This is a genomic window from Streptomonospora litoralis (assembly GCF_004323735.1).
Taxonomy (GTDB): Bacteria; Actinomycetota; Actinomycetes; order Streptosporangiales; family Streptosporangiaceae; genus Streptomonospora; species Streptomonospora litoralis.
In genome coordinates, this window is the sequence record NZ_CP036455.1 from 1,938,955 (window position 1) to 1,956,904 (window position 17,950).

The 17,950-nt window shown below is 73.7% G+C and carries 19 protein-coding genes; 11 read left to right on the forward strand and 8 right to left on the reverse strand.

Annotated features, from left to right (window positions below; genetic code table 11):
- Positions 1–36: 36 nt before the first annotated feature.
- Positions 37–1,026, reverse strand: coding sequence for an LLM class flavin-dependent oxidoreductase (locus EKD16_RS08345; protein WP_131097863.1), 990 nt, complete (start codon positions 1,024–1,026; stop codon positions 37–39).
- A 320-nt stretch (positions 1,027–1,346) separates the two neighbouring features.
- Here EKD16_RS08345 and EKD16_RS08350 point away from each other — a divergent pair, with 320 nt between their 5' ends.
- The 3 genes from EKD16_RS08350 (at position 1,347) to EKD16_RS08360 (ending at position 4,379) form a co-directional block, all read left to right on the forward strand.
- Complete coding sequence (locus EKD16_RS08350) at positions 1,347–1,940, forward strand: TIGR03086 family metal-binding protein (RefSeq protein WP_131097864.1); 594 nt, start codon at positions 1,347–1,349, stop codon at positions 1,938–1,940.
- Positions 1,941–2,064: 124 nt separating this feature from the next.
- Positions 2,065–3,264 carry a zinc-dependent alcohol dehydrogenase gene (locus EKD16_RS08355; RefSeq protein ID WP_131097865.1) on the forward strand — a complete coding sequence of 400 codons (1,200 nt, stop codon included), beginning with the start codon at positions 2,065–2,067 and terminating at the stop codon, positions 3,262–3,264.
- Between the two features lie 20 nt (positions 3,265–3,284).
- Complete coding sequence (locus EKD16_RS08360) at positions 3,285–4,379, forward strand: SDR family NAD(P)-dependent oxidoreductase (protein WP_131097866.1); 1,095 nt, start codon at positions 3,285–3,287, stop codon at positions 4,377–4,379.
- A gap of 400 nt (positions 4,380–4,779) precedes the next feature.
- On the opposite strand, the gene EKD16_RS08365 is transcribed toward EKD16_RS08360, so the two are convergent.
- The 3 genes from EKD16_RS08365 to EKD16_RS08375 all read right to left on the reverse strand — a co-directional run bounded on the left by EKD16_RS08365 (position 4,780) and on the right by EKD16_RS08375 (position 6,649).
- Positions 4,780–5,343 carry a hemerythrin domain-containing protein gene (locus tag EKD16_RS08365; RefSeq protein WP_131097867.1) on the reverse strand — a complete coding sequence of 188 codons (564 nt, stop codon included), beginning with the start codon at positions 5,341–5,343 and terminating at the stop codon, positions 4,780–4,782.
- Positions 5,344–5,444: 101 nt separating this feature from the next.
- On the reverse strand, positions 5,445–6,296 hold the full coding sequence (locus EKD16_RS08370) for an SDR family oxidoreductase (protein ID WP_131097868.1): 852 nt from the start codon (positions 6,294–6,296) through the stop codon (positions 5,445–5,447).
- Between the two features lie 143 nt (positions 6,297–6,439).
- Positions 6,440–6,649, reverse strand: coding sequence for a DUF2795 domain-containing protein (locus EKD16_RS08375; RefSeq protein WP_131097869.1), 210 nt, complete (start codon positions 6,647–6,649; stop codon positions 6,440–6,442).
- 388 nt (positions 6,650–7,037) lie between these two features.
- Between EKD16_RS08375 and EKD16_RS08380 the strand changes: the two genes are divergently transcribed.
- The 4 genes from EKD16_RS08380 to EKD16_RS08395 all read left to right on the forward strand — a co-directional run bounded on the left by EKD16_RS08380 (position 7,038) and on the right by EKD16_RS08395 (position 10,221).
- A complete protein-coding gene (locus EKD16_RS08380; RefSeq protein ID WP_207391468.1) occupies positions 7,038–8,222 on the forward strand; it encodes a multidrug effflux MFS transporter in 1,185 nt (394 codons plus the stop codon).
- 236 nt (positions 8,223–8,458) lie between these two features.
- Complete coding sequence (locus EKD16_RS08385) at positions 8,459–9,109, forward strand: TetR family transcriptional regulator (protein WP_131097871.1); 651 nt, start codon at positions 8,459–8,461, stop codon at positions 9,107–9,109.
- A 216-nt stretch (positions 9,110–9,325) separates the two neighbouring features.
- On the forward strand, positions 9,326–9,682 hold the full coding sequence (locus tag EKD16_RS08390) for an ArsR/SmtB family transcription factor (protein WP_131097872.1): 357 nt from the start codon (positions 9,326–9,328) through the stop codon (positions 9,680–9,682).
- Positions 9,683–9,738: 56 nt separating this feature from the next.
- The gene (locus EKD16_RS08395; protein WP_131097873.1) at positions 9,739–10,221 is read left to right on the forward strand and encodes an SRPBCC family protein; all 483 of its coding nucleotides are present in this window, start codon (positions 9,739–9,741) and stop codon (positions 10,219–10,221) included.
- Positions 10,222–10,570: 349 nt separating this feature from the next.
- Here the strand turns inward: EKD16_RS08395 and EKD16_RS08400 are convergent, their stop codons facing one another.
- Complete coding sequence (locus EKD16_RS08400) at positions 10,571–11,806, reverse strand: hypothetical protein (RefSeq protein WP_207391469.1); 1,236 nt, start codon at positions 11,804–11,806, stop codon at positions 10,571–10,573.
- A 304-nt stretch (positions 11,807–12,110) separates the two neighbouring features.
- Here EKD16_RS08400 and EKD16_RS08405 point away from each other — a divergent pair, with 304 nt between their 5' ends.
- Positions 12,111–12,443, forward strand: coding sequence for a PadR family transcriptional regulator (locus EKD16_RS08405; RefSeq protein WP_131097874.1), 333 nt, complete (start codon positions 12,111–12,113; stop codon positions 12,441–12,443).
- Positions 12,440–13,216, forward strand: coding sequence for a DUF2812 domain-containing protein (locus EKD16_RS08410; RefSeq protein ID WP_131097875.1), 777 nt, complete (start codon positions 12,440–12,442; stop codon positions 13,214–13,216). Before EKD16_RS08405 ends, EKD16_RS08410 begins: the two co-directional genes overlap by 4 nt.
- Positions 13,217–13,229: 13 nt before the next feature.
- Here EKD16_RS08410 and EKD16_RS08415 read toward each other — a convergent pair whose 3' ends face one another.
- From EKD16_RS08415 to sigJ, 3 genes are all read right to left on the reverse strand, one after another.
- Entirely contained in the window at positions 13,230–13,901 is a 672-nt protein-coding gene (locus EKD16_RS08415; RefSeq protein WP_131097876.1) for a class I SAM-dependent methyltransferase, read from the reverse strand.
- A gap of 340 nt (positions 13,902–14,241) precedes the next feature.
- Positions 14,242–14,700: a carboxymuconolactone decarboxylase family protein gene (locus EKD16_RS08420; protein WP_242677293.1), complete on the reverse strand. Its 459-nt coding sequence runs from the start codon at positions 14,698–14,700 to the stop codon at positions 14,242–14,244.
- Between the two features lie 83 nt (positions 14,701–14,783).
- Complete coding sequence (sigJ, locus tag EKD16_RS08425) at positions 14,784–15,656, reverse strand: RNA polymerase sigma factor SigJ (RefSeq protein ID WP_242677294.1); 873 nt, start codon at positions 15,654–15,656, stop codon at positions 14,784–14,786.
- A 266-nt stretch (positions 15,657–15,922) separates the two neighbouring features.
- On the opposite strand from sigJ, the gene EKD16_RS08430 reads away from it, so the two are divergent.
- Both EKD16_RS08430 and EKD16_RS08435 read left to right on the forward strand, forming a co-directional pair.
- Complete coding sequence (locus EKD16_RS08430; protein WP_131097878.1) at positions 15,923–16,654, forward strand: sugar isomerase domain-containing protein; 732 nt, start codon at positions 15,923–15,925, stop codon at positions 16,652–16,654.
- Positions 16,655–16,803: 149 nt separating this feature from the next.
- Positions 16,804–17,643 carry an SAM-dependent methyltransferase gene (locus tag EKD16_RS08435; protein WP_131097879.1) on the forward strand — a complete coding sequence of 280 codons (840 nt, stop codon included), beginning with the start codon at positions 16,804–16,806 and terminating at the stop codon, positions 17,641–17,643.
- Positions 17,644–17,950 lie beyond the last annotated feature (307 nt).

Consider the following 17,950-nt stretch of genomic DNA (forward strand, 5'->3'; position numbering starts at 1 on the left):
GTGGCATCCGCCGGAGTGACCGCCGCCGCGGCGCGCTCAGTCCGCCGGGAGGTCCATGGCCTTGGCGACGAGTTCCAGCGTGCGCAGCCGGCCGTCGAGCGAGCCCGCCTGCGGCGCGACGATCAGCTCGTCGGCATGTGCGTGGCCGGCGAACCACTCCAGGTACTCCCCGACCTCCGCCGGGTCGCCCACCGCCGAGTAGGTCGCCATCTGCATCACCTGCCGCCCGGCGGGTGAGTCCAGCGCGGCGTCGGCCTGCTCGGCGGTCAGCGTGCGCCCGCGTCCGAGCAGCTGCTGGGCCATGCGCCGCTTGGCCAGGCGCGACTCCTCGGCCGCCTGCTCGGAGGTGTCGGCGGCGGTGGCGTTGACACCGGCGATGACGTAGGGCTCGCTGTGCCGCTCGGAAGGCGTGAACTCGCGGCGGTAGGCGGCGACGGCGTCCTCCAGCGCGGCCGGGGCGAAGTGCGAGGCGAAGGAGTAGGGCAGGCCCAGCGCCGCCGCGAGCTTCGCGCCGAACAGCGACGAACCGAGGATGTAGAGCGGCACGTCGGTGCCCTTGCCCGGGATGGCGTCGACGCCGGGGATGCGCGACTCGCCGGTCAGGTAGCCCTGCAGTTCCACCACGTCCTGCGGGAAGGTGTCGGCGGCGGAGGGGTCGCGGCGCAGCGCCCGCATCGTGTTCTGGTCGCTGCCGGGGGCGCGGCCCAGGCCGAGGTCGATCCGGCCGGGGTGCAGCGTGGCGAGGGTGCCGAACTGCTCGGCGATGGTCAGCGGCGCGTGGTTGGGCAGCATGACGCCGCCCGCGCCAAGCCTGATCCGCTCGGTGTGTGCCGCGATGTGGGCGATGAGCACGCTGGTGGCCGACGAGGCGATGGTGGACATGTTGTGGTGCTCGGCGTACCAGATCCGCCGGTATCCCAGCCCGTCGGCGCTCTTGGCCAGGGCCAGGCTGGCGTCGAGACTGTCGCGGGCGGTCATGCCCTCGGAGATGTGCGCCAGATCGAGCAGGGAGATCGGGACGGACACGGGCGTCGGCCTTTCATAGCGGCGGCGGAGGCACCCGGCGCATGCCGGGCGGGGGCGCGTCGGCGCGCCCCCTCGCATCCGCGGCAACAGCACATGCCGTCCGGTTTGTTCCGCATCGCCGGGAACACCGGAGAGTAGGCGGGTGTCGTGGCGCGAACGCGTCGGTACCGATGCCTAGGGTGCATGGTGCGGCGGTGCGCGGCCGCGCCCTGCCCCGCTTGCCGCGGGTTCTGCGGGTGGCCGTCGGCACCGCAGGCGAGGAGGCCGGCGCAGGCCGGTGGGACACGACGGCGGCGCCCGCGCGCCGCGAAGGAGACGCGATGAGCACGATCCCGGACCTGGAGCCCGTGGCGAACCGGATGAGGGAGGCGGCCCAAGGGGTGCGCGACGGCGAACTGGACGCGCCCACGCCCTGCGAGGACATGTCGGTGGGCGATCTGCTCGACCACGTCCTCTCGCTGAGCGAGGCGTTCCGCCGCGCGGCCGAGAAGACCTCGACCACCGCCCAGACGCCGCCGCAGCCCTCGGTGAAGAACCTGCCCGCCGACTGGCGTGCCGAGCTGGACCGCCGCCTGGACGCACTCGTGGCGGCCTGGCGCGATCCCGACGCCTGGCAGGGCACCACGGCCGCCGGCGGCATCGAGCTCAGCGGCGAGGCCGCCGGCACGGTGGCGCTCAACGAGTTGCTGCTGCACGGCTGGGATCTGGCCCGGGCCACCGACCAGTCCTACATCGGCGACCCGGCCAGCGTGGAGGTCAGCCACTCCTTCGTCTCCCAGGTGCCCGCCGACGACCCCAACGCGCGGGCGGGCCTGTTCGGCCCGGTGGTGCCGGTGCCGTCCGAGGCGCCGCTGCTCGACCGCGTCCTGGGCCTGAGCGGCCGCCACCCCGACTGGACCCCGCCACTGCCCTGAGGCCCGGCGACCGGCTCCGCCACGCCCGGCGCCGCCCGCCCGCGCCCCTCGCGGTCGGGCCCCGCGTTTGCCGAACCCGCCTCGGGCCAGTGGACCGGGGACGGCGACGACGAGGGGAGGGCCCATGCGAGCCGTGACGTGGCAGGGCGTGGAGGACGTGCGGGTGCAGGACGTTGCGGATCCCGCGATCGAACGGCCGACGGACGCGGTGGTCGAGGTGACCTCCACCGCGATCTGCGGTTCGGACCTGCACCTCTACTCACCCCTGGGGGTGTTCATGGAGCCCGGCGACATCCTCGGCCATGAGTCCATGGGCGTGGTGCGCGAAACGGGGTCCGAGGTCACCGGCGTGCGGACCGGGGACCGGGTGGTGATGCCCTTCAACATCTCCTGCGGGCACTGCCACATGTGCAGCCGCGGCTGCTTCGCCCAATGCGAGACGACCCAGGTGCGCGAGTACGGCAACGGCGCCTCGCTGTTCGGCTACACGAAGCTGTACGGCCACGTGCCCGGGGGCCAGGCGGAGTACCTGCGCGTGCCCCAGGCGCACTTCGGCCCGATCCGGGTGCCCGAAGGGCCGCCCGACGAGCGTTTCCTGTTCCTCTCGGACGTGCTGCCCACCGCCTGGCAGGCGGTGGTCTTCGCCGACGTCCCCCAGGGCGGCTCGGTCGCCGTGGTGGGGCTGGGGCCCATCGGGCAGATGGCCGCGCGCATCGCCCGCTATCAGGGCGCCGGCGAGGTCTTCGGACTGGACACGGTGCCCGAGCGGCTGCGGATGGCCGAGCGGCACGGCATCACAACCGTCGACACCGGCGCCGAGGACGACCCCGTCGGATTCGTGCGCGACCGCACGGACGGACGCGGCCCGCACTCGGTGATCGACGCTGTGGGCATGGAGTCCCACGGCGCCCCGCTGGGCAAGGCCGCCCAGAGCATGGCCCAGCTGCTGCCCGACGGCGTGGCGGAGAAGCTCATCGAGCGCGCCGGGGTCGACCGCCTCGCCGCGCTGCACCTGTGCTTCGACCTGGTGCGCCGCTGCGGGACGGTGTCCATCAGCGGCGTCTACGGCGGCCAGGCCGATCCCATGCCGATGATGGAGCTCTTCGACAAGGGCGTGCAGATCCGTATGGGCCAGGCCCACGTGCGCCGCTGGACCGACGACATCCTCCCCTTGCTGACCGACGCCGACGCCGATCCGCTGGGCGTGGACGACCTGGTCACCCACACCGTGCCGCTGGATCAGGCGCCCGCGGCCTACGAGAAGTTCCAGCACAAGCGCGACGGCGCGATCAAGATGGTGCTGCGGCCCGGCGCCGCGGCCTGAGTGGCACGGGGGAGGATCCGATGCGTCCGAGGACGACGGCGGCCGTCGGCGCGGCCGCCGCGGCCGCCGCGGCGGGAGCCGCCGCATGGTCGAACCGGCGGCCCGTTCCCGACATCAGCGGCCGGACCGCGCTGGTCACCGGCGGCTCGCGCGGCCTCGGCCTGCTCATCGCCCGCGAGCTGGGGCGGGCCGGGGCGCGCGTGCTGGTGGTGGCGCGCGACGGAGCCGCGCTCGACGACGCCGTCGCCGACCTCCGCGGCGAAGGGATCGACGCCTTCGGCCTGGCCTGCGATCTGGCCGACGCCTCGGAGGTCGCGGCGCTGTCGGCGCGGGTCCACGCCGAGTTCGGCGGAGTGGACGTCCTCGTCAACAACGCCGGCGTGATCCGCGTCGGACCGGCGGCGGCGATGTCGGAGGACGACGTCGCCCAGGCGATGGACGTCATGTTCTGGGGGCCGTTCCGCCTCACCCGCGAACTGCTGCCCGGGCTGCGGGAACGCGGCGGGCACGTCGTCACCATCACCTCGATCGGCGGCAGAGTCAGCGTCCCGCACCTGCTGCCCTACTCCGCCGCCAAGTTCGCCGAGGTCGCGCTGTCCCGCGGGCTCGACGCGGAGACGGCCGGCAGCGGCGTCCGCTTCACCACCGCGGTGCCCGGTCTGATGCGCACCGGCTCGCACGTCGGCGCGGAGTTCACCGGAGCGCCGCAGGCGGAGTACTCCTGGTTCGCACTCGCGGCGAGCCTGCCGCTGCTGTCGATGGACGCCGAGCGCGCGGCCCGCGCCGTCGTCTCGGGTGCGCTGCGGGGGCGGCGGCACCTGATCCTGACTCCGGCGGCGCGCCTGGCGGTGGTCGCCGACGGGCTCAGCCCCGGCCTGGTGCAGGCGTCGATGCGCCTGACGGCCCGGCTGCTGCCGCACGGGGCGTCCGGCGGCGTGCGGACCGGGGGAGAGGCCAAACGCGGCACCGGGGCGCTGCTGGACACGCTGACGCGCCTCAACGACGCCGCGTCCCGGCGGTTCAACCAGATCCCCGGCCGGCGCGGGCACGGCGCCGTCGGCGCGACCGTCCCGCGCGAACGCGACCAGCGACAGGGCAGCGGGCAGAGCCCCTGAACCCCGCCTCTGTCCCGGGTGGCGAACATGGCGGCGCCGCTCCCGCCGCCACGCCCGGGGTACCGCAGCGCTAGGCATTAAGAACGCCGGTCTGCTGTGCGGCCTTGTTGGTCTGCCGGGTGGCGGGTGGTCTAAAGCGGCGCCGAGGACGGCGGACGGTCGGGCCCGCGCCCATCGGGCCGGGTGCTCGCCGGCGCCGGCGAGCCCGCCTCCGCGCTGCGGCGGCGGTGGCCCACCGGCGCCGATAGGTCCCCTATGCCGGTCCATCCGGCGATGATCGCGAACTTATGGCCGCGGAATGCGCTTACCTGCGACCATAAGTTCGCGATAGACGGGCCAAGCCGCGCCGAGTCCGGCGGCCCATGGGAGCCGGACCGATCCAGCACTTCTTAAGCACGGCTTAGCGCCGTCCGCCGACCGCGTCGCGCATGCGGTCGACCAGGCCCGCGCCGGGGTCGAGGATGCGGTTGGCGGGCGGCGTGTCGGGCGCCTTCGGGTGCGGGCGCGTCGGCGCCCGCTCCTTTGCCCGCAGGATCTTGCCGCCGAGATCCCGCAGTTCCTCCTTGCCGCACGCCTGGCGCAGCCGCGGCAGCAGGTCCTGCTCCTCGTCCTCCACGTGGTGGCGGATGTCGGACATCAGCGTGCTGAGCAGTTCCTCGAACCGGTCGTCGCCGGGGCCGAGCCCGGACAGCTCCTTCATGACCCGTTCGGCTTCGGCGTGCTCGTCGATCTCGTGGTCGGCGATCTCGTCGCCGTCGGGGAGCGTCCGGCGCGCCGCCGGGTACATGTACTGCTCCTCGGCCACCGAGTGGCGCACCAGCTCGGTGATGACGTGATCGACCATCTCCTTGCGCTGGGCGGGGTCGCCTTGGCCCTGCTCCAGCTGGGTGAAGACGTTCTCGACCTCGCGGTGGTCGGAGACGATCACCTCGATGAGGTCCCTGTCCGTAGTGTTCTCAACCATGTGGACTCCTTGCGCGGCGCGCGCTCGCGCGCCGCGGTCGCGGGTGCGTGCTGTGTAGCCCCCGCTGCCCCGGCGCGGCCCTCGTATACGGGCGCGGCCGGTCAGCCGGCCCGGATCTCGCCGCCGGTGGGCGCCAGCACCTCGCCGGTGTAGTAGGACGACAGCCGGTTGCTGGCGAAGAAGACATAGGAAGGGGCGATCTCGTCGGGGTCGGCGGCGCGGCCGACGGGCGCCTGGCCGCCGAAGCCCTCCACGCGGTCCTCGCTCAGCGTGGAGGGGATGAGCGGAGTCCACACGGGCCCCGGCGCCACGCAGTTCACCCGGATGCTCTCCTGCACATAGTGCTGGGCCAGCGAGTAGGTCAGGTTGTGCACGGCCGCCTTGCTCGCCGAGTAGTCGATCAGCGACTTGTTGCCGCGCAGCGCGTTGACCGAGCCCGTGATGACGATGGAGGCGTCCGGCGCCAGGTAGGGAGCCGCCGCCCGCAGCGTCCAGAAGACGCCGAAGACGTTCACCTCGAACGTGCGGCGCAGCTGCTCCGTGCTGAGCTCGGCGAAGTCGGAGACGGGCTGCTGGGTGGCGGCGTGGGCCACCAGCACGTCGATGCGGCCGAACTCGCGCGCGGTGCGCTCGACCATGTCGGTGCAGTGCTGCTCGTCGGCGACGTCGCCGCGGATGAGCAGGCTGCTGCGGTCCTCGTTCCGGACGAGGCCGGCGGTGTGCTCGGCGTCGGCGTCCTCGCTGAGATACCCGATCGCCACGTCGGCGCCCTCCTTGGCGAAAGCGGCGCACACGGCGCGCCCGATCCCCGAATCGCCCCCGCTGACCAAGGCCTTCTTGTTCGCCAGCAGGTCGCGTCCGGTGTAGTCGGCCATCTCGTCGCGGGGCCGGGGCTCCATGGGACCCGTCTCGCCGGGATGGCGCTGCTGCTGTGCGGGTGGGTGCTGGCTCATGCTCGCCTCCCTGCGGGGCGGTCGGCTGTCGGTTTGGTCGGCTGCCCGCGCGCCGCTGCGATGGCGGCGGTCGGCGCGCGGGTCGTAGCTGCGGCGGTAAGGGGCCGGCGGCGCTGCGTACCGGTCGGCCCCGGCCGCCGCCGTCATCCCTCGGACTCTCCGGTGGCCTCGGCGATGTCGCGGCTGACCTCGTCGGGGCCGCCGTACTGCTGCCGCGGCAGGTGCTGCAGCGCGTCGACCACGCCCTGGTCGGCCTGCCGGGTCTTGGCGTGCTGGACCAGCTCGTCGCGCGAGGACGGGTAATCCGCGCCGGCGAGCGCCTTCTGGACCTCGATGAACGTCGGTTGCGCCATGGCGGCCTCCCTGTCGATTGCCGGTGGGTGGCGCGCTACCCCTGTTCACCGGGCCCATGCCCGCTACGAGGCCGGGACGGTGGGTGCCGCTGGCCGCAGTCCCGACCGTCGCCGCCGCCCAGGGTCGGCGACCGGTCGCGCTGCGCTATGTCACGGGCGTCACACACCCGTGTACCGCCCGAGTGGGAACACAACGCCCGATGGCTGCGCTGAAGCTCAGGCATTCCCCGACCGGACGTCGCTTCGTGACAAGTCGCTCAACCCACGGGAAGGCCGGAACGAGACAGTGGCGGTATCCAGCTCCTCTTCCACGACAGGCGAACTCGACGCAGGCAAGGCGCCGCCGTCCGCGGCGCCCCCGGAGCCGACCGGGCTCCAACGGCTCCGCGTGATCCTCGTCCTCGGGGCGCTCGTCGCCCTCGCCCCACTGACCATCGACCTGTACCTGCCCGCGCTGCCCGACATCGGCGAGGACCTGGGGGCGACCTCCTCGGCGGTGCAGCTGACGCTCACAGGCACGCTGCTCGGCTTGGGCCTGGGCCAGCTGCTCATCGGGCCGCTGTCGGACACCGTCGGCCGCAGGTTCCCGCTGATCGCGGGGACCGGGCTGCACATCGCCGCCTCGCTGCTCTGCCTGGTCGCGCCCAACATCGCGGTGCTGGGGGCGCTGCGCGTCGTCCAGGGCGTGGGGGCGGCCGCGGCGATGGTGGTCGCCCTGGCCGTGGTGCGTGACCTGTTCAGCGGCCGCGCCGCGGCGACGACGCTGTCGCGGCTGATGCTGGTCATGGGCGCGGCGCCGATCCTCGCGCCGAGCCTGGGCAGTGCGGTCCTGCTCACCGGCACGTGGCGGGCCGTGTTCGCCGCCCTGGCGGCGCTCGGCACGGTGCTGCTGCTGGTGGCGGTGCTGGCGCTGCGGGAGACCCTACCGCCGGAGCGCCGGCGGGCCGGGGAGGTGCGGCCGGTCCTGCGCACCTACGGCTCGCTGCTCACCGACCGCGACTTCGTGATCATGGTCCTCGTGGCGTCGCTGGGCATGTCGGCCCTGTTCTCCTACGTCTCCGGGGCCTCGTTCGTGCTCCAGGAGCAGTACGGGCTCGACCAGCAGCAGTTCGGGCTCGTCTTCGGCGCCGGAGCGATCGCGGTCATCGGTGCGTCCCAGCTCAACGTGGTCGTGCTGAACCACATCACGCCGCGGCGCACCGTACTGTTCGCGCTCGTGGCGGCGGCGGTCATGGGAGTCGTGCTGACTGCCGTGGCCTTCACCGGAGCCGGCGGCCTGGTCGGCTTCATGATCCCGCTGTGGCTCATGCTGTTCGCGGTCGGGTTCGTGATGCCCAACGCGCCGGCGCTGGCGCTATCGGCCCACGGCGAGGCCGCGGGGACGGCGGCGGCGCTGCTGGGTGCGGGCCAGTTCGGCCTCGGGGCGCTCATCGCGCCGCTGGTCGGCCTGCTGGGCAACGACGGCCCGGCGATGGCGCTGACCATGACCGGCGGCGCGTTCGTCGCCCTGGCACTGCTGGCGGTCTCGCTGCTGAGCGGGCGCCGTGCCCGGCGCGCCGCGGCGCCCGCCTGAGGCCGCGGGCGGCCGCGGGGCGGTGTGTGAGAGCCCGCACCGGTGCGGAATCACAGGGGCCCGTACCGGTGCACGGCCGGGCGGCGGCGTGCGATCCCGGCGCCGCCGCCCGGATTCGTCCGCCTGCGGCGACCGCGCCGGGACCGGGAGGTGAAGGACGCGCGGACATGGGCGCCCGCAGGTCAGGGCCGCCACGAATCAGAACGGAATGATCCGTTCCTTGCTAGTGTGGGGCCATGACGAACCCGACCGAGGTCCCCGGTCTCTCCGGTCGCCGCGCTCAGGCGGTGCGCAACGACTCCGCGATCGTCGACGCGGCGCGCGCCGTTTTCCTCGACGATCCGAAGGCGCCCGTCGCCGCGGTCGCCGCGCGCGCGGGCGTCGGCATCAGCGCCCTCTACCGCCGCTACGGCGGCAAGGAGGACCTGCTGCGCCAGGTCTGCCACGACGGCCTGCGCCGCTACATCGCCGAAGCCGAGGCGGCGCTGGCCGAAGAGGACGGCTGGCGGGCCTTCACCGGATTCCTGTACCGGATCGTCGACGCCGACGTCCACTCGCTGACGGTGCACCTGGCGGACGGCTTCACCCCCACGCCCGAGATGGGCGCCGATGCCGCGCGCGCCGAGGAGTCGGCCGAGATGCTGACCCGTCGGGCGCACGATTCGGGCCGGATGCACCCGGGCTTCACCGCGGCCGACATCGTGCTGATCCTGCAGGGCTGCGCGGCCGTCCGCTGCGCCGATCCCGAGCGGACGCGCGTGCTGCGCCGGCGCTATCTCGCGCTGCAGTTGGACGGCTTGGACACCGCCCGTGGCGCGACGCGGGAGGCGGGCCTGCCCGGTCCGCCCGCGAGCGAGGAGGAACTGGGGCTGCGCCGGCGGCGGTGACCGCGGCAGCGGCCCGCCGCACCTTCCACAGACGCACCTCCCCAGCCGTACACCGGCCGCCTCGGCGCGGCCGCGCGCACCGGCGCGCGGCCGCGCCATCATGCTTCCCCTCCTTCACCCGACCCGCGATCGGGGCACCGAACCGTTGACAGCGCGGCGCGCCGAGCGTGATACTCAGCATAACGGTTGATAAACCTTAAGGTTGAATGCACGGATATGGCAGATGACGAACTGAGCGCGACGTTCGCGGCGTTGGCCGATCCCACCAGGCGGGCCATCCTCGCCCGCCTGGCCGACGGCGAGGCCACGGTCAACGAGCTCGCCGAGCCGTTCGACATCAGCATGCAGGCGATCTCCAAGCACCTGAAGGTGCTGGAACGGGCGGGACTGATCACCCGGGGGCGCGACGCGCAGTGGCGGCCCTGCCGTCTGGAGCGGGCGCCCTTGGAGGCCGCTTCGGGCTGGATCGAGCGGTACCGCGAGATCCAGCGCGACCGGATGGACCGCTTGGACCGGACGATCCAGGCGCTCAAGCGAACCGACGACGCAGCAGACGAGGACACCGGGCGCTAGCGCGGGCACCAACCCCGTGCGCGGCGCGCGGCTGGCAACCCGGAAAGGGCGAAGCCATGGCTGACACCACCGACACCACCGAGATCATCGTCGAGCCGGGCCGGCACGACATCGTCATGACCCGCTTCTTCGACGCCGCGCCCGAGACCGTCTTCCGGGCACTGGTCGACCCCGAGCTGGTCGTCCAGTGGTGGGGCGCCGGCGGGGGCGACTTGGAACTCGCCGAGTTCGACGCGCGGCCGGGAGGCACCTATCGCAACATCAGCCGCGACGAGGACGGCAACGAGTACGTCTTCAAGGGTGTCTTCCACGACGCCGTGGAGGGCGAGCGGCTCGTGAACACCTTCGAGTTCGAGGGCCTGCCGGGACACGTGTGCCTGGAGATCACCCGCCTCGAAGCGGCCGAGGGCGGCCGGACCAGGTACACGCAGGTCTCCGTCTACGAGACGGTCGAGGACCGCGACGGCATGGCCGCCAGCATGGAAGAGGGCGCCCGCGCGAGCCTGGACAAGCTCGCCGAGCTGGTGGAATCAGCCTGAGCGCGCCCGGCCGCGCCCGTCCGCCTGCCCGGTGCAGGCACCGCGGAGGCGGGTCCGGCGGAGGGCACCCCGCGTGCGCTCGGCGGCAAGCCCGCGCACGTCCTGCGCGTTCGGGCTTCGCTGCCTCGGCCTTTGCAGGTTACGGCCCCCGGGTGGTTTCCGGCCGGGGGCGGTCAGGCACCCTCCCTGTGCCCCAGGCACCCGCAACCAGGCAGGTTGCGGCAATGGGCCACCGCCGCGCGAAGCGCCGTGCGGCAGCTTGCCGCTGAACGCATGCCGGATGTCGTCGCCGGGGCCCGCCGCCGACGATGCCGATCGGACGGAGGCCGCCGTCCGATCGGCATCCGGGTCACACGCTGAACAGCGACTCCGTATCCGCGCCGATCGCATCCAGGACGCGGCCGGTGAAGTAGACGGTGCCCAGGACCAGCACCCGCCGCCCCAGCCCGGCGAGCAGGTCCGGGGTGATCTCCTCGGCCCGCACGCGGCCCCAGGGCCGCGGCAGTTCGGCGGAGAAGTGCAGATGGGCGTCGGGCAGCACCGCCGCGGTGACCTGAAGGCCCTCCAGCGCTGCCGCGGCGCCCGCCACGTCCTTGTGGTCGGGCAGACAGATCAGCACGTGGTCGACGCCGCCCAGGCGCCGCCGCGCGTGGTCGAGCGCGGCGGCCGTGCCGACACGGTCCACCGCGGAGTCGACGACGACCTCGCAGCCGGGCACCGCGTGGTGGGACAGCCGACCCGGCAGCCGCACGCTCGCCAGTACCTCGTGCAGGCGGGCGGGGCCGGGGGCGGCGCGTCCGGTCGCGGCGAGCAGGCGCCGCGCCGCCGTGCACCCGACTTCGGCGGAGGTGCGCCCGAGTCCCTCGGGCAGCAGTTCGGCGGGTACCCCGGCAGCGCCCGCCGCCACGGACTCGGGAAAGACCCCGCCGCCGCTGCGTGAGGCGAGCGCGGCGTGCGCGGCCGAGCGCACTCCGGCGTCCAGGGGGCCGTGCACGAAAGCGCGTGCGCCCGGCCCGGTGACCGCGGCCTTCTCCGCGGCGATCCGCTCCACCGAGTCGCCGAGGACACCCAGATGCTCGGCGAAGACACCGGTGAGCGCGACGGCAGCGGGATCGAACAGCCTCAGCTCGTCGCCGCGGCCGCCCACGCCCGCCTCCAGGACGAGCAGGTCGGCGCCCTGCTCGAGCCCGTAGAGCGCCCCCGCCGCCAGGAACAGGCCGCTGGGGGAGAGGTATCCGCCTTCGGGCGGCGGCAGGCGCCGCATCGCCGCCCCGACCTCGGCGGCGAGAGCATCCAGGTCGGCGGCGCCGACGGCGGTGCCGTCCAACCGGATGCGGTCGCGCGGACCACGGATCCCCGGGCTGGTCACGGTCACGACGCGGGCGCCCGCGGCAGCCAGGGTCGCCGAGGAGTAGACGGCGCAGGTGCCCTTGCCCTTGGAGCCCACGACGCCCAGCACGGGCGCGGCGGGTGCGGGCAGCCCGAGGAGGTCCAGCAGGGCTGCGGCGCGTCCGATGTCCCGGCGTTGGCCGGGCGCGCGGTCCCGCCACTCCGCGAAGAACACCCCCGGCGCCTGTGCGGCCACTTGCGCCACCTCTCCCTGCTCACCACGGCCCGGCTTCGGGCGCCGGACTCCACCGACGATCGAGCCTAAAACGTCGACGGGTGTTCTCCCGACCGGCTGCGGGCTGCGAAGGAACCTCCGCGGGACCCCGGGGACGGGGTTGCCACACCGCCGGCGCCTTCTCCGTATCCGCGAGTGCTCCGACGAACTCCCCGCAACGGTCTGAAGCGGCGCACAGTGGAGTCCGATATAGGTTGTAATCCTAACTAGGTTGCTCTATCGTCTAGGTAGCGAACAAGAACGGAAGCCCCACAGCGGAGGAACGATGGACCGCCGTTCGAGCTGGCTCAAAGGCGTCCTGGACCTGCTGGTGCTCGCCACCCTGGTCCGCGGCGAGAGCTACGGCTACGAGATCGCCAAGACGCTCGCCGACTCCGGCTTCGGCCGGATCCGCGGCGGCACCCTCTATCCGGTGCTCAACCGGCTGGAGGAGTCCGGCTTGGTGGTCGCCGAGTTCCGGGCCGCCGAGAAGGGCCCCGGCCGCCGCTACTACCGGATCACCGGCGCCGGACGCACCACATTGAAGGAGCAGGCCGACCTGTGGCTGGAGTTCGACTCCTCGGTGCGCTCCGTCCTCAATCAGGGAGGCATGGCATGACCGACTACTTCGACGAGCTCGCCGAGCGGCTGCGCGAGCACGGGGCGCGCCCGGACGAGGTCCGCGCCACCCTCGACGACCTGGCCTCCTTCGCCGCCGAAAGCGGCGCCGACCCGCATTCGGAATTCGGCCCCGTGGGCGAGTTCGCCCGGCAGCTGACCGCCGGCGGCGGTGCGGAGCAGGCGCCGCCCGCCCCGCGCGGGCAGGACACCTGGCGATGGAGCGCCGACGTCTTCTCCGCACCGCGCAAGCTCGCCGAGTTCGGCGCCCAGGGCTGGGAGATGGAGGAGGTCGACCGGTTCGGCGCGTTCCTGAGCCGGCGCGACCCCGACAGTCCGCAGCAGTGGGAGTACCGCCAGGAGATCGCCGACTCCTACCGCAGCCGTGCGGCGCTCGCCCGGCGGCTCGCTCCCCAGGGCTGGGAGGAGTGCGGCCACTGGTCGGTGTTCGTCTATCTGAAGCGCCCCAAGGCGGCCAGCGAGGGCCCGGCGGCGCGGGTGAGCGACCCGCCGGCCGTGCCCCGGCGCCGGTTCTTCCTGGGCTGGGCCGGAACGGCGGCGGTGCTGGCCGCCCTGATCGCGGCTGGGTTCGCCCTCGTGCGCGGCACCACCCTCGCCGGCGAGGCCCTGGGCGGGGAGTCGGCCGGAGGCGCCGACGCCGCCGCGGAGCTGGCCGGAATGGCGGTGGGAGCCGTCGTCGGCGCGGGCGCCGTGCTGCTCGCCGTGTGGGCGGTGTCGGCCCTTGTCGCCCGCCTGCGCGCGCGGCGGGGCTGACTGTCCGCGGCGGCTACCCCGGTTTGAGGGCGCTCAACCGCTCCACGGCGCCGGCCTTGGAACGCTCGCTGACCTCGATGCGGAAACCCTGGTCGCGCACCTGCTCCAAGGGGCGGCGCAGGAAGCGCTCCCCGCTGCCGGGCTGGGTGCGCTCGGTCAGCCGTTCCAGGCCGCGCAGCGCCCAGCGCAGCGGCCCGAAGGTGGGGCGCACGTGGTCCAGCAGCAGCAGGCGGCCGCCCGGGCGCAGGACCCGGCGCATCTCGGCGACCGCGCCGGCCACGTCAGGCACCGAGCACAGCGAAAGGGTCGCCACCACGGTGTCGAAGTGGGCGTCGGCAAAGGGCAGGTGCTCGGCGTCGGCTTCGCGCAGCTCGGCCACGTGCTCCAGGCCGCGGGCGCGCCGCCGGGCGATGTCCAGCATCCGCGGGCTGAGGTCGACGCCGGTCAGCTCCACGTCGTCGCCGTAGAGCTCCAGGTTGCGCCCGGTGCCCACCGCCACCTCCAACGTCCGGCCGCGGGCCTGGCCGCACACCCAGGAACGGCCGTCGCCGATGACGGCGCGCTCCACGCGGTCCATCGACCGGTCGTAGCGCGCGGCCTGCCCGTCCCAGTGGGAGCGCATCGCGTCGAGCGTCGCGGCGGAGTCGTCGGGCTGTGCGGAGTGTTGGGAATGGGGTTGGGACATGGCCGGCTCCGTTCCGCTGGCTGACTGGCGAGGAGCAGCCGACCGCTGCCGCCCCCGTTGAACCGCTCCTGCAGGAAACGCGCGCGGCGCCGCCCGGGTTCCGCCGAGGCGGCCGGGCGGCCGCGGGTGCCGCCCCGCGCCGCCGCGGGGCGGCACCCGCGGTCCGCCCACCTGCGGCGCGGCGCCGTAGCAGGAACGTTAGTGCCCGTGGCCGCATCCGGCCCGCGCCCGCCTCGGCGGGTCGCCCGACCCGATCCCGACCGGCGACAACGGGCCGGGTGACGGCAGACCGCGGCGGCCGGCGTTCGGGCCGGCCCCGCGGGAGCCGCGCGACGGAAGGTCAGGCCGGGACGGCGGAGCCGGGAACCATCCGGGTGGCCACCGCGATGCGGTTCCAGGCGTTGATGGTCGTGATCGCGATGATCAGGGCCGCCAGGGTGGGCTCGTCGTAGTGGCGGGCCGCCTCGTCCCACACCTCGTCACCGACCCGCTCGGCGCGGTCGGCGAAGCGCGTCATGTCCTCGGTCAGCGCCAGCGCCGCCCGCTCGGCCCCGGTGAACAGCGGCGACTCCTGCCACACCGCCGTCGCGAACAGGCGCTCGTCGCTCTCGCCGGCCTGCTTCGCGTGCTTGCCGTGCATGTCCACGCAGAAGGCGCAGCCGTTGATCTGGCTGGCCCGCAGCTTCACGAGCAGCAGAGTGGACTCGGGCAGCGGGCTCTGAGCCAGAAACCCCTCCAGTCCCCGCATGGCCTGGTAGGCGGCCGGGGCCTGCTCGACAAGGTTCATCCGTGCGTTCAACTTCGTGCTCCTCGCTGTTGTCGTGTTCCGGTGGGTGGATCCGCCCGTGCCCGCCTTCAGAGCGTGCGCCCGCCGTGTCGCCGTCACGCCGGTCCCGTCCGCTTCAGCTTCTCCGGGTTGAGGACGATGTCGATTTCACTGATGCGCCCGCCCGATACCGCGATCGCGGCGACGCTCTCGGTCCGCCCGTCACGTATCCCGAGCAGACCCGGCCGGCCGTTCACGGCCGCGTGGCGCAGCTCGTGCAGCCCGGCCGAGCGGGCCTGGATGCCCAGCAGGAAGCGCGCCACCTTGCGGGCCCCCAGGATGGGGTGGAGCGCACTGCGCACCGCCCCGCCCCCGTCGGAGCGCAGCACGGCATCGGGGTCGAGCAGCGAAACCAGCCCGTCCATGTCGCCGCCGCGGATCGCCGACAGGAACGCCTCGACGATCCTGCGGTGCTCGTCGGGGCCGACGTCGAAACGCGGCGCTCGGGCGGTGACGTGCTTTCGCGCCCGCGCGGCGAGCTGTCGGCAGGCCGCCGGACTGCGCCCCACCACGCGCCCCACCTCGTCGAACGGCAGGCCGAACACGTCGTGCAGGACGAAGGCCGTGCGCTCGGCGGGGGAGAGGGTCTCCAGCACGACCAGCATCGCCATGCTCATCGACTCGTCGAGCGTGACGCGGTCGGCCGGGTCGGCCTCGTCCACCAGCGGCTCGGGCAGCCACTCGCCGACGTACTCCTCACGCCGGCGGCGTGCCGAACGCAGGGAGTCCAGCGCGAGCCGAGAGACCGTGGTCACCAGCCAGGCGGTGATATCGGTGATCTCGCCGGTCGGGGTGCGGTGCAGCCGAAGCCATGCCTCCTGCACCGCGTCCTCCGACTCCTCGACGCTGCCCAGCAGCGAATAGGCGACCGAGATAAGGCGCGGACGCAGAGCCCGGTACCGGGCGAGGGCTTCGGTTTCGCTGTTCACGTGATGAGGACGGGGCAGCGCGCGATTGTGTGACACGGCCGGGCGCCGCCCCGGTGGGGGCGACGGGTGCGCGGAAAAATTCTGAGGTTCATTGACGGGTGATCACCGAGACGGGAAGCTGGTATAGACCGGACCGTACCGCGTCCGTTGCGGACGGTCCCACCACCGGGATACCGCAGAGTGCAGCCCCCGCACCGCCGTTCCGCGGATCCGGTCTCCACACCGCCCGCGGCGGGCGCTGCGGAACCACCGCTCGAAAGGACACCATGACGGACGAAGCAGACTTCGGGGCACTGATGCGCGAACGCCTCGCGCTGGTCCAGGAGCGCAACGCGGCGGCGCTGTCCGAGGTCGCCGACGTGCTGATGGAGCGGGGCGTGCGCGGCGGCGGCGTCGTCCTCGCCGCCGGGGCCGGGCACTCCTTCAACGCCGTGAGCGAGGCCTTCCACCGGGCGGGCGGACTGGCCACCGTCAAACCGCTCCACGCACCCGAAGTCCTCCCCTACAACGGCGCCTCCTCCAGCACCGCGGCCGAGCGCCGGCCGGGGCTGGCGGCCGAGGTGCTGACCCGCGCCGCCCCCGACGCAGGCGACGTGCTGTTCGTCTTCTCGAACTCGGGCATCAATCCCTACCCGGTGGAGATGGCGCGGGAGGCCGCCGACCGCCGGATCCCCGTCGTCGCCGTGACGTCGCGGGCGTGCAACGCGGCCGCGCCCCCGCGGGCGGGCAGCACCCTCGGCGACGAGGCCGACCACGTACTCGACACCCTCGTCGAGCCCGGCGACGTCTCCTATCCGCCCGAAAACCCCGTCACGGGCCCCATGTCGAGCCTGGCCAACGCCTATCTGTGGAACCTGCTGCTCGCCGAGCTGCACTCCCGCGCCGCGGCGGCGGGCCTCGACCTCCCGCTGTGGCGCTCCTCCAACGTGCCGGGAGGCGACGAGGCCAACGCGGGGCTGCTGGAGCACTACCGGCCCCGCATCCCCGAACTGGCCTGACGGGCGGCGCCGAGGACCGGGCCGGGGCGGCCGCACGGGCCGCCCCGAGCGCCGCATGCTGCTAAAAAGGGTCCGGTGGCGGTGAGCGACCCTCTCCGATACGCGCCGCTGCCGCGCCGGCAGCCCTCCACCTCCCCAGGGGTTTCGCGATGAACAGTCCAGGCGAAGACGACGCCTCCGAACAGCCCACGGCCGAGGAGATCCCCGACGTCGACACCACCGTTCCGCACACCGGACGGGTGTGGAACTACTGGCTCGGCGGCCGGGACAACTTCGCGGCCGACCGCGAACTCGGCGACCGCATCCGCGAGTTCCTGCCCACGGTCGTCGAGCTGGCCCGCGCCGACCGCGCGTTCCTCGGACGCGCCGTCACCTTCCTGGCCCGTGACGCCGGCATCCGCCAGTTCCTCGACGTGGGCAGCGGGCTGCCCACCGCGGACAACACCCACGAGGTGGCCCAGGCCGCCGCGCCCGACGCGCGCATCGTCTACGTCGACAACGACCCGCTGATCCACGCCCACGCCCGTGCGCTGCTGTTCGGCACCCCCGAGGGCGCCACCGACTACGTCCACGCCGACCTGCGCGACACCGCCGCCGTCCTGCGGGCCGCCGAGCGCACGCTGGACCTGAGCCGCCCCGTCGCGCTGAGCATGCTCGGCGTCGTCGAGCACATCACCGACGCCGAGGGCGCCTACGAACTCGTCGGCGGCCTGGTCGACGCGCTGCCCTCGGGCAGCTACCTGGTGCTCGCCCACGACACCGACGTCGTCCACGGCGCGGTCTCCGCAGAGGCGGTGCGCCGGTGGAACGAGAGCGCGACACCGGGGATCACGCTGCGCCGCCCCGAAGAGATCGCCCGCCTCTTCGACGGCCTGGAGGTGCTGGAACCCGGCCTCGTCTCCACCTCGCGCTGGCGCCCCGAGCCCACCGCCGACGGCGCCGCCCCACCCGAGGTCGACGCCTTCTGCGCCGTGGCCCGCAAGCCCTGACCAGGCGGGGCCGGGGCCCTGCAAGCCCGTAGAGCCTGCTCCCGTGGTCGTGTCACGTGCCGACCTCGACCGCGAAGTCACGATCAACACCGTGTCGAGGGGCCTCGGGGAGTGCGGCATCGACGCCCGGGGACCCTGGCATGCGCCGCCCCCCGCGGCCGCCCCCAGTGCGCCGATGCGGTATCCGCGGACCTGGGCCGTGGTTAAGAACGCCGGTCTGCTGTGCGGCCTTGTTGGTCTGGCGGGTGGATAGGTGGTCTTACGGAAAAGCGGCACCGAGGACGGCGGTGGGCCGGGCCTGCGCCCA

Coding starts and splice junctions, on each gene's coding strand:
- EKD16_RS08350 (WP_131097864.1), top strand. CDS start 1,347: ATGAGCACGATCCCGGACCTGGAGCCCGTGGCGAACCGGATGAGGGAG.
- EKD16_RS08355 (WP_131097865.1), top strand. CDS start 2,065: ATGCGAGCCGTGACGTGGCAGGGCGTGGAGGACGTGCGGGTGCAGGAC.
- EKD16_RS08360 (WP_131097866.1), top strand. CDS start 3,285: ATGCGTCCGAGGACGACGGCGGCCGTCGGCGCGGCCGCCGCGGCCGCC.
- EKD16_RS08365 (WP_131097867.1), bottom strand. CDS start 5,343: ATGGTTGAGAACACTACGGACAGGGACCTCATCGAGGTGATCGTCTCC.
- EKD16_RS08370 (WP_131097868.1), bottom strand. CDS start 6,296: ATGAGCCAGCACCCACCCGCACAGCAGCAGCGCCATCCCGGCGAGACG.
- EKD16_RS08375 (WP_131097869.1), bottom strand. CDS start 6,649: ATGGCGCAACCGACGTTCATCGAGGTCCAGAAGGCGCTCGCCGGCGCG.
- EKD16_RS08385 (WP_131097871.1), top strand. CDS start 8,459: ATGACGAACCCGACCGAGGTCCCCGGTCTCTCCGGTCGCCGCGCTCAG.
- EKD16_RS08390 (WP_131097872.1), top strand. CDS start 9,326: ATGGCAGATGACGAACTGAGCGCGACGTTCGCGGCGTTGGCCGATCCC.
- EKD16_RS08395 (WP_131097873.1), top strand. CDS start 9,739: ATGGCTGACACCACCGACACCACCGAGATCATCGTCGAGCCGGGCCGG.
- EKD16_RS08405 (WP_131097874.1), top strand. CDS start 12,111: ATGGACCGCCGTTCGAGCTGGCTCAAAGGCGTCCTGGACCTGCTGGTG.
- EKD16_RS08410 (WP_131097875.1), top strand. CDS start 12,440: ATGACCGACTACTTCGACGAGCTCGCCGAGCGGCTGCGCGAGCACGGG.
- EKD16_RS08415 (WP_131097876.1), bottom strand. CDS start 13,901: ATGTCCCAACCCCATTCCCAACACTCCGCACAGCCCGACGACTCCGCC.
- EKD16_RS08430 (WP_131097878.1), top strand. CDS start 15,923: ATGACGGACGAAGCAGACTTCGGGGCACTGATGCGCGAACGCCTCGCG.
- EKD16_RS08435 (WP_131097879.1), top strand. CDS start 16,804: ATGAACAGTCCAGGCGAAGACGACGCCTCCGAACAGCCCACGGCCGAG.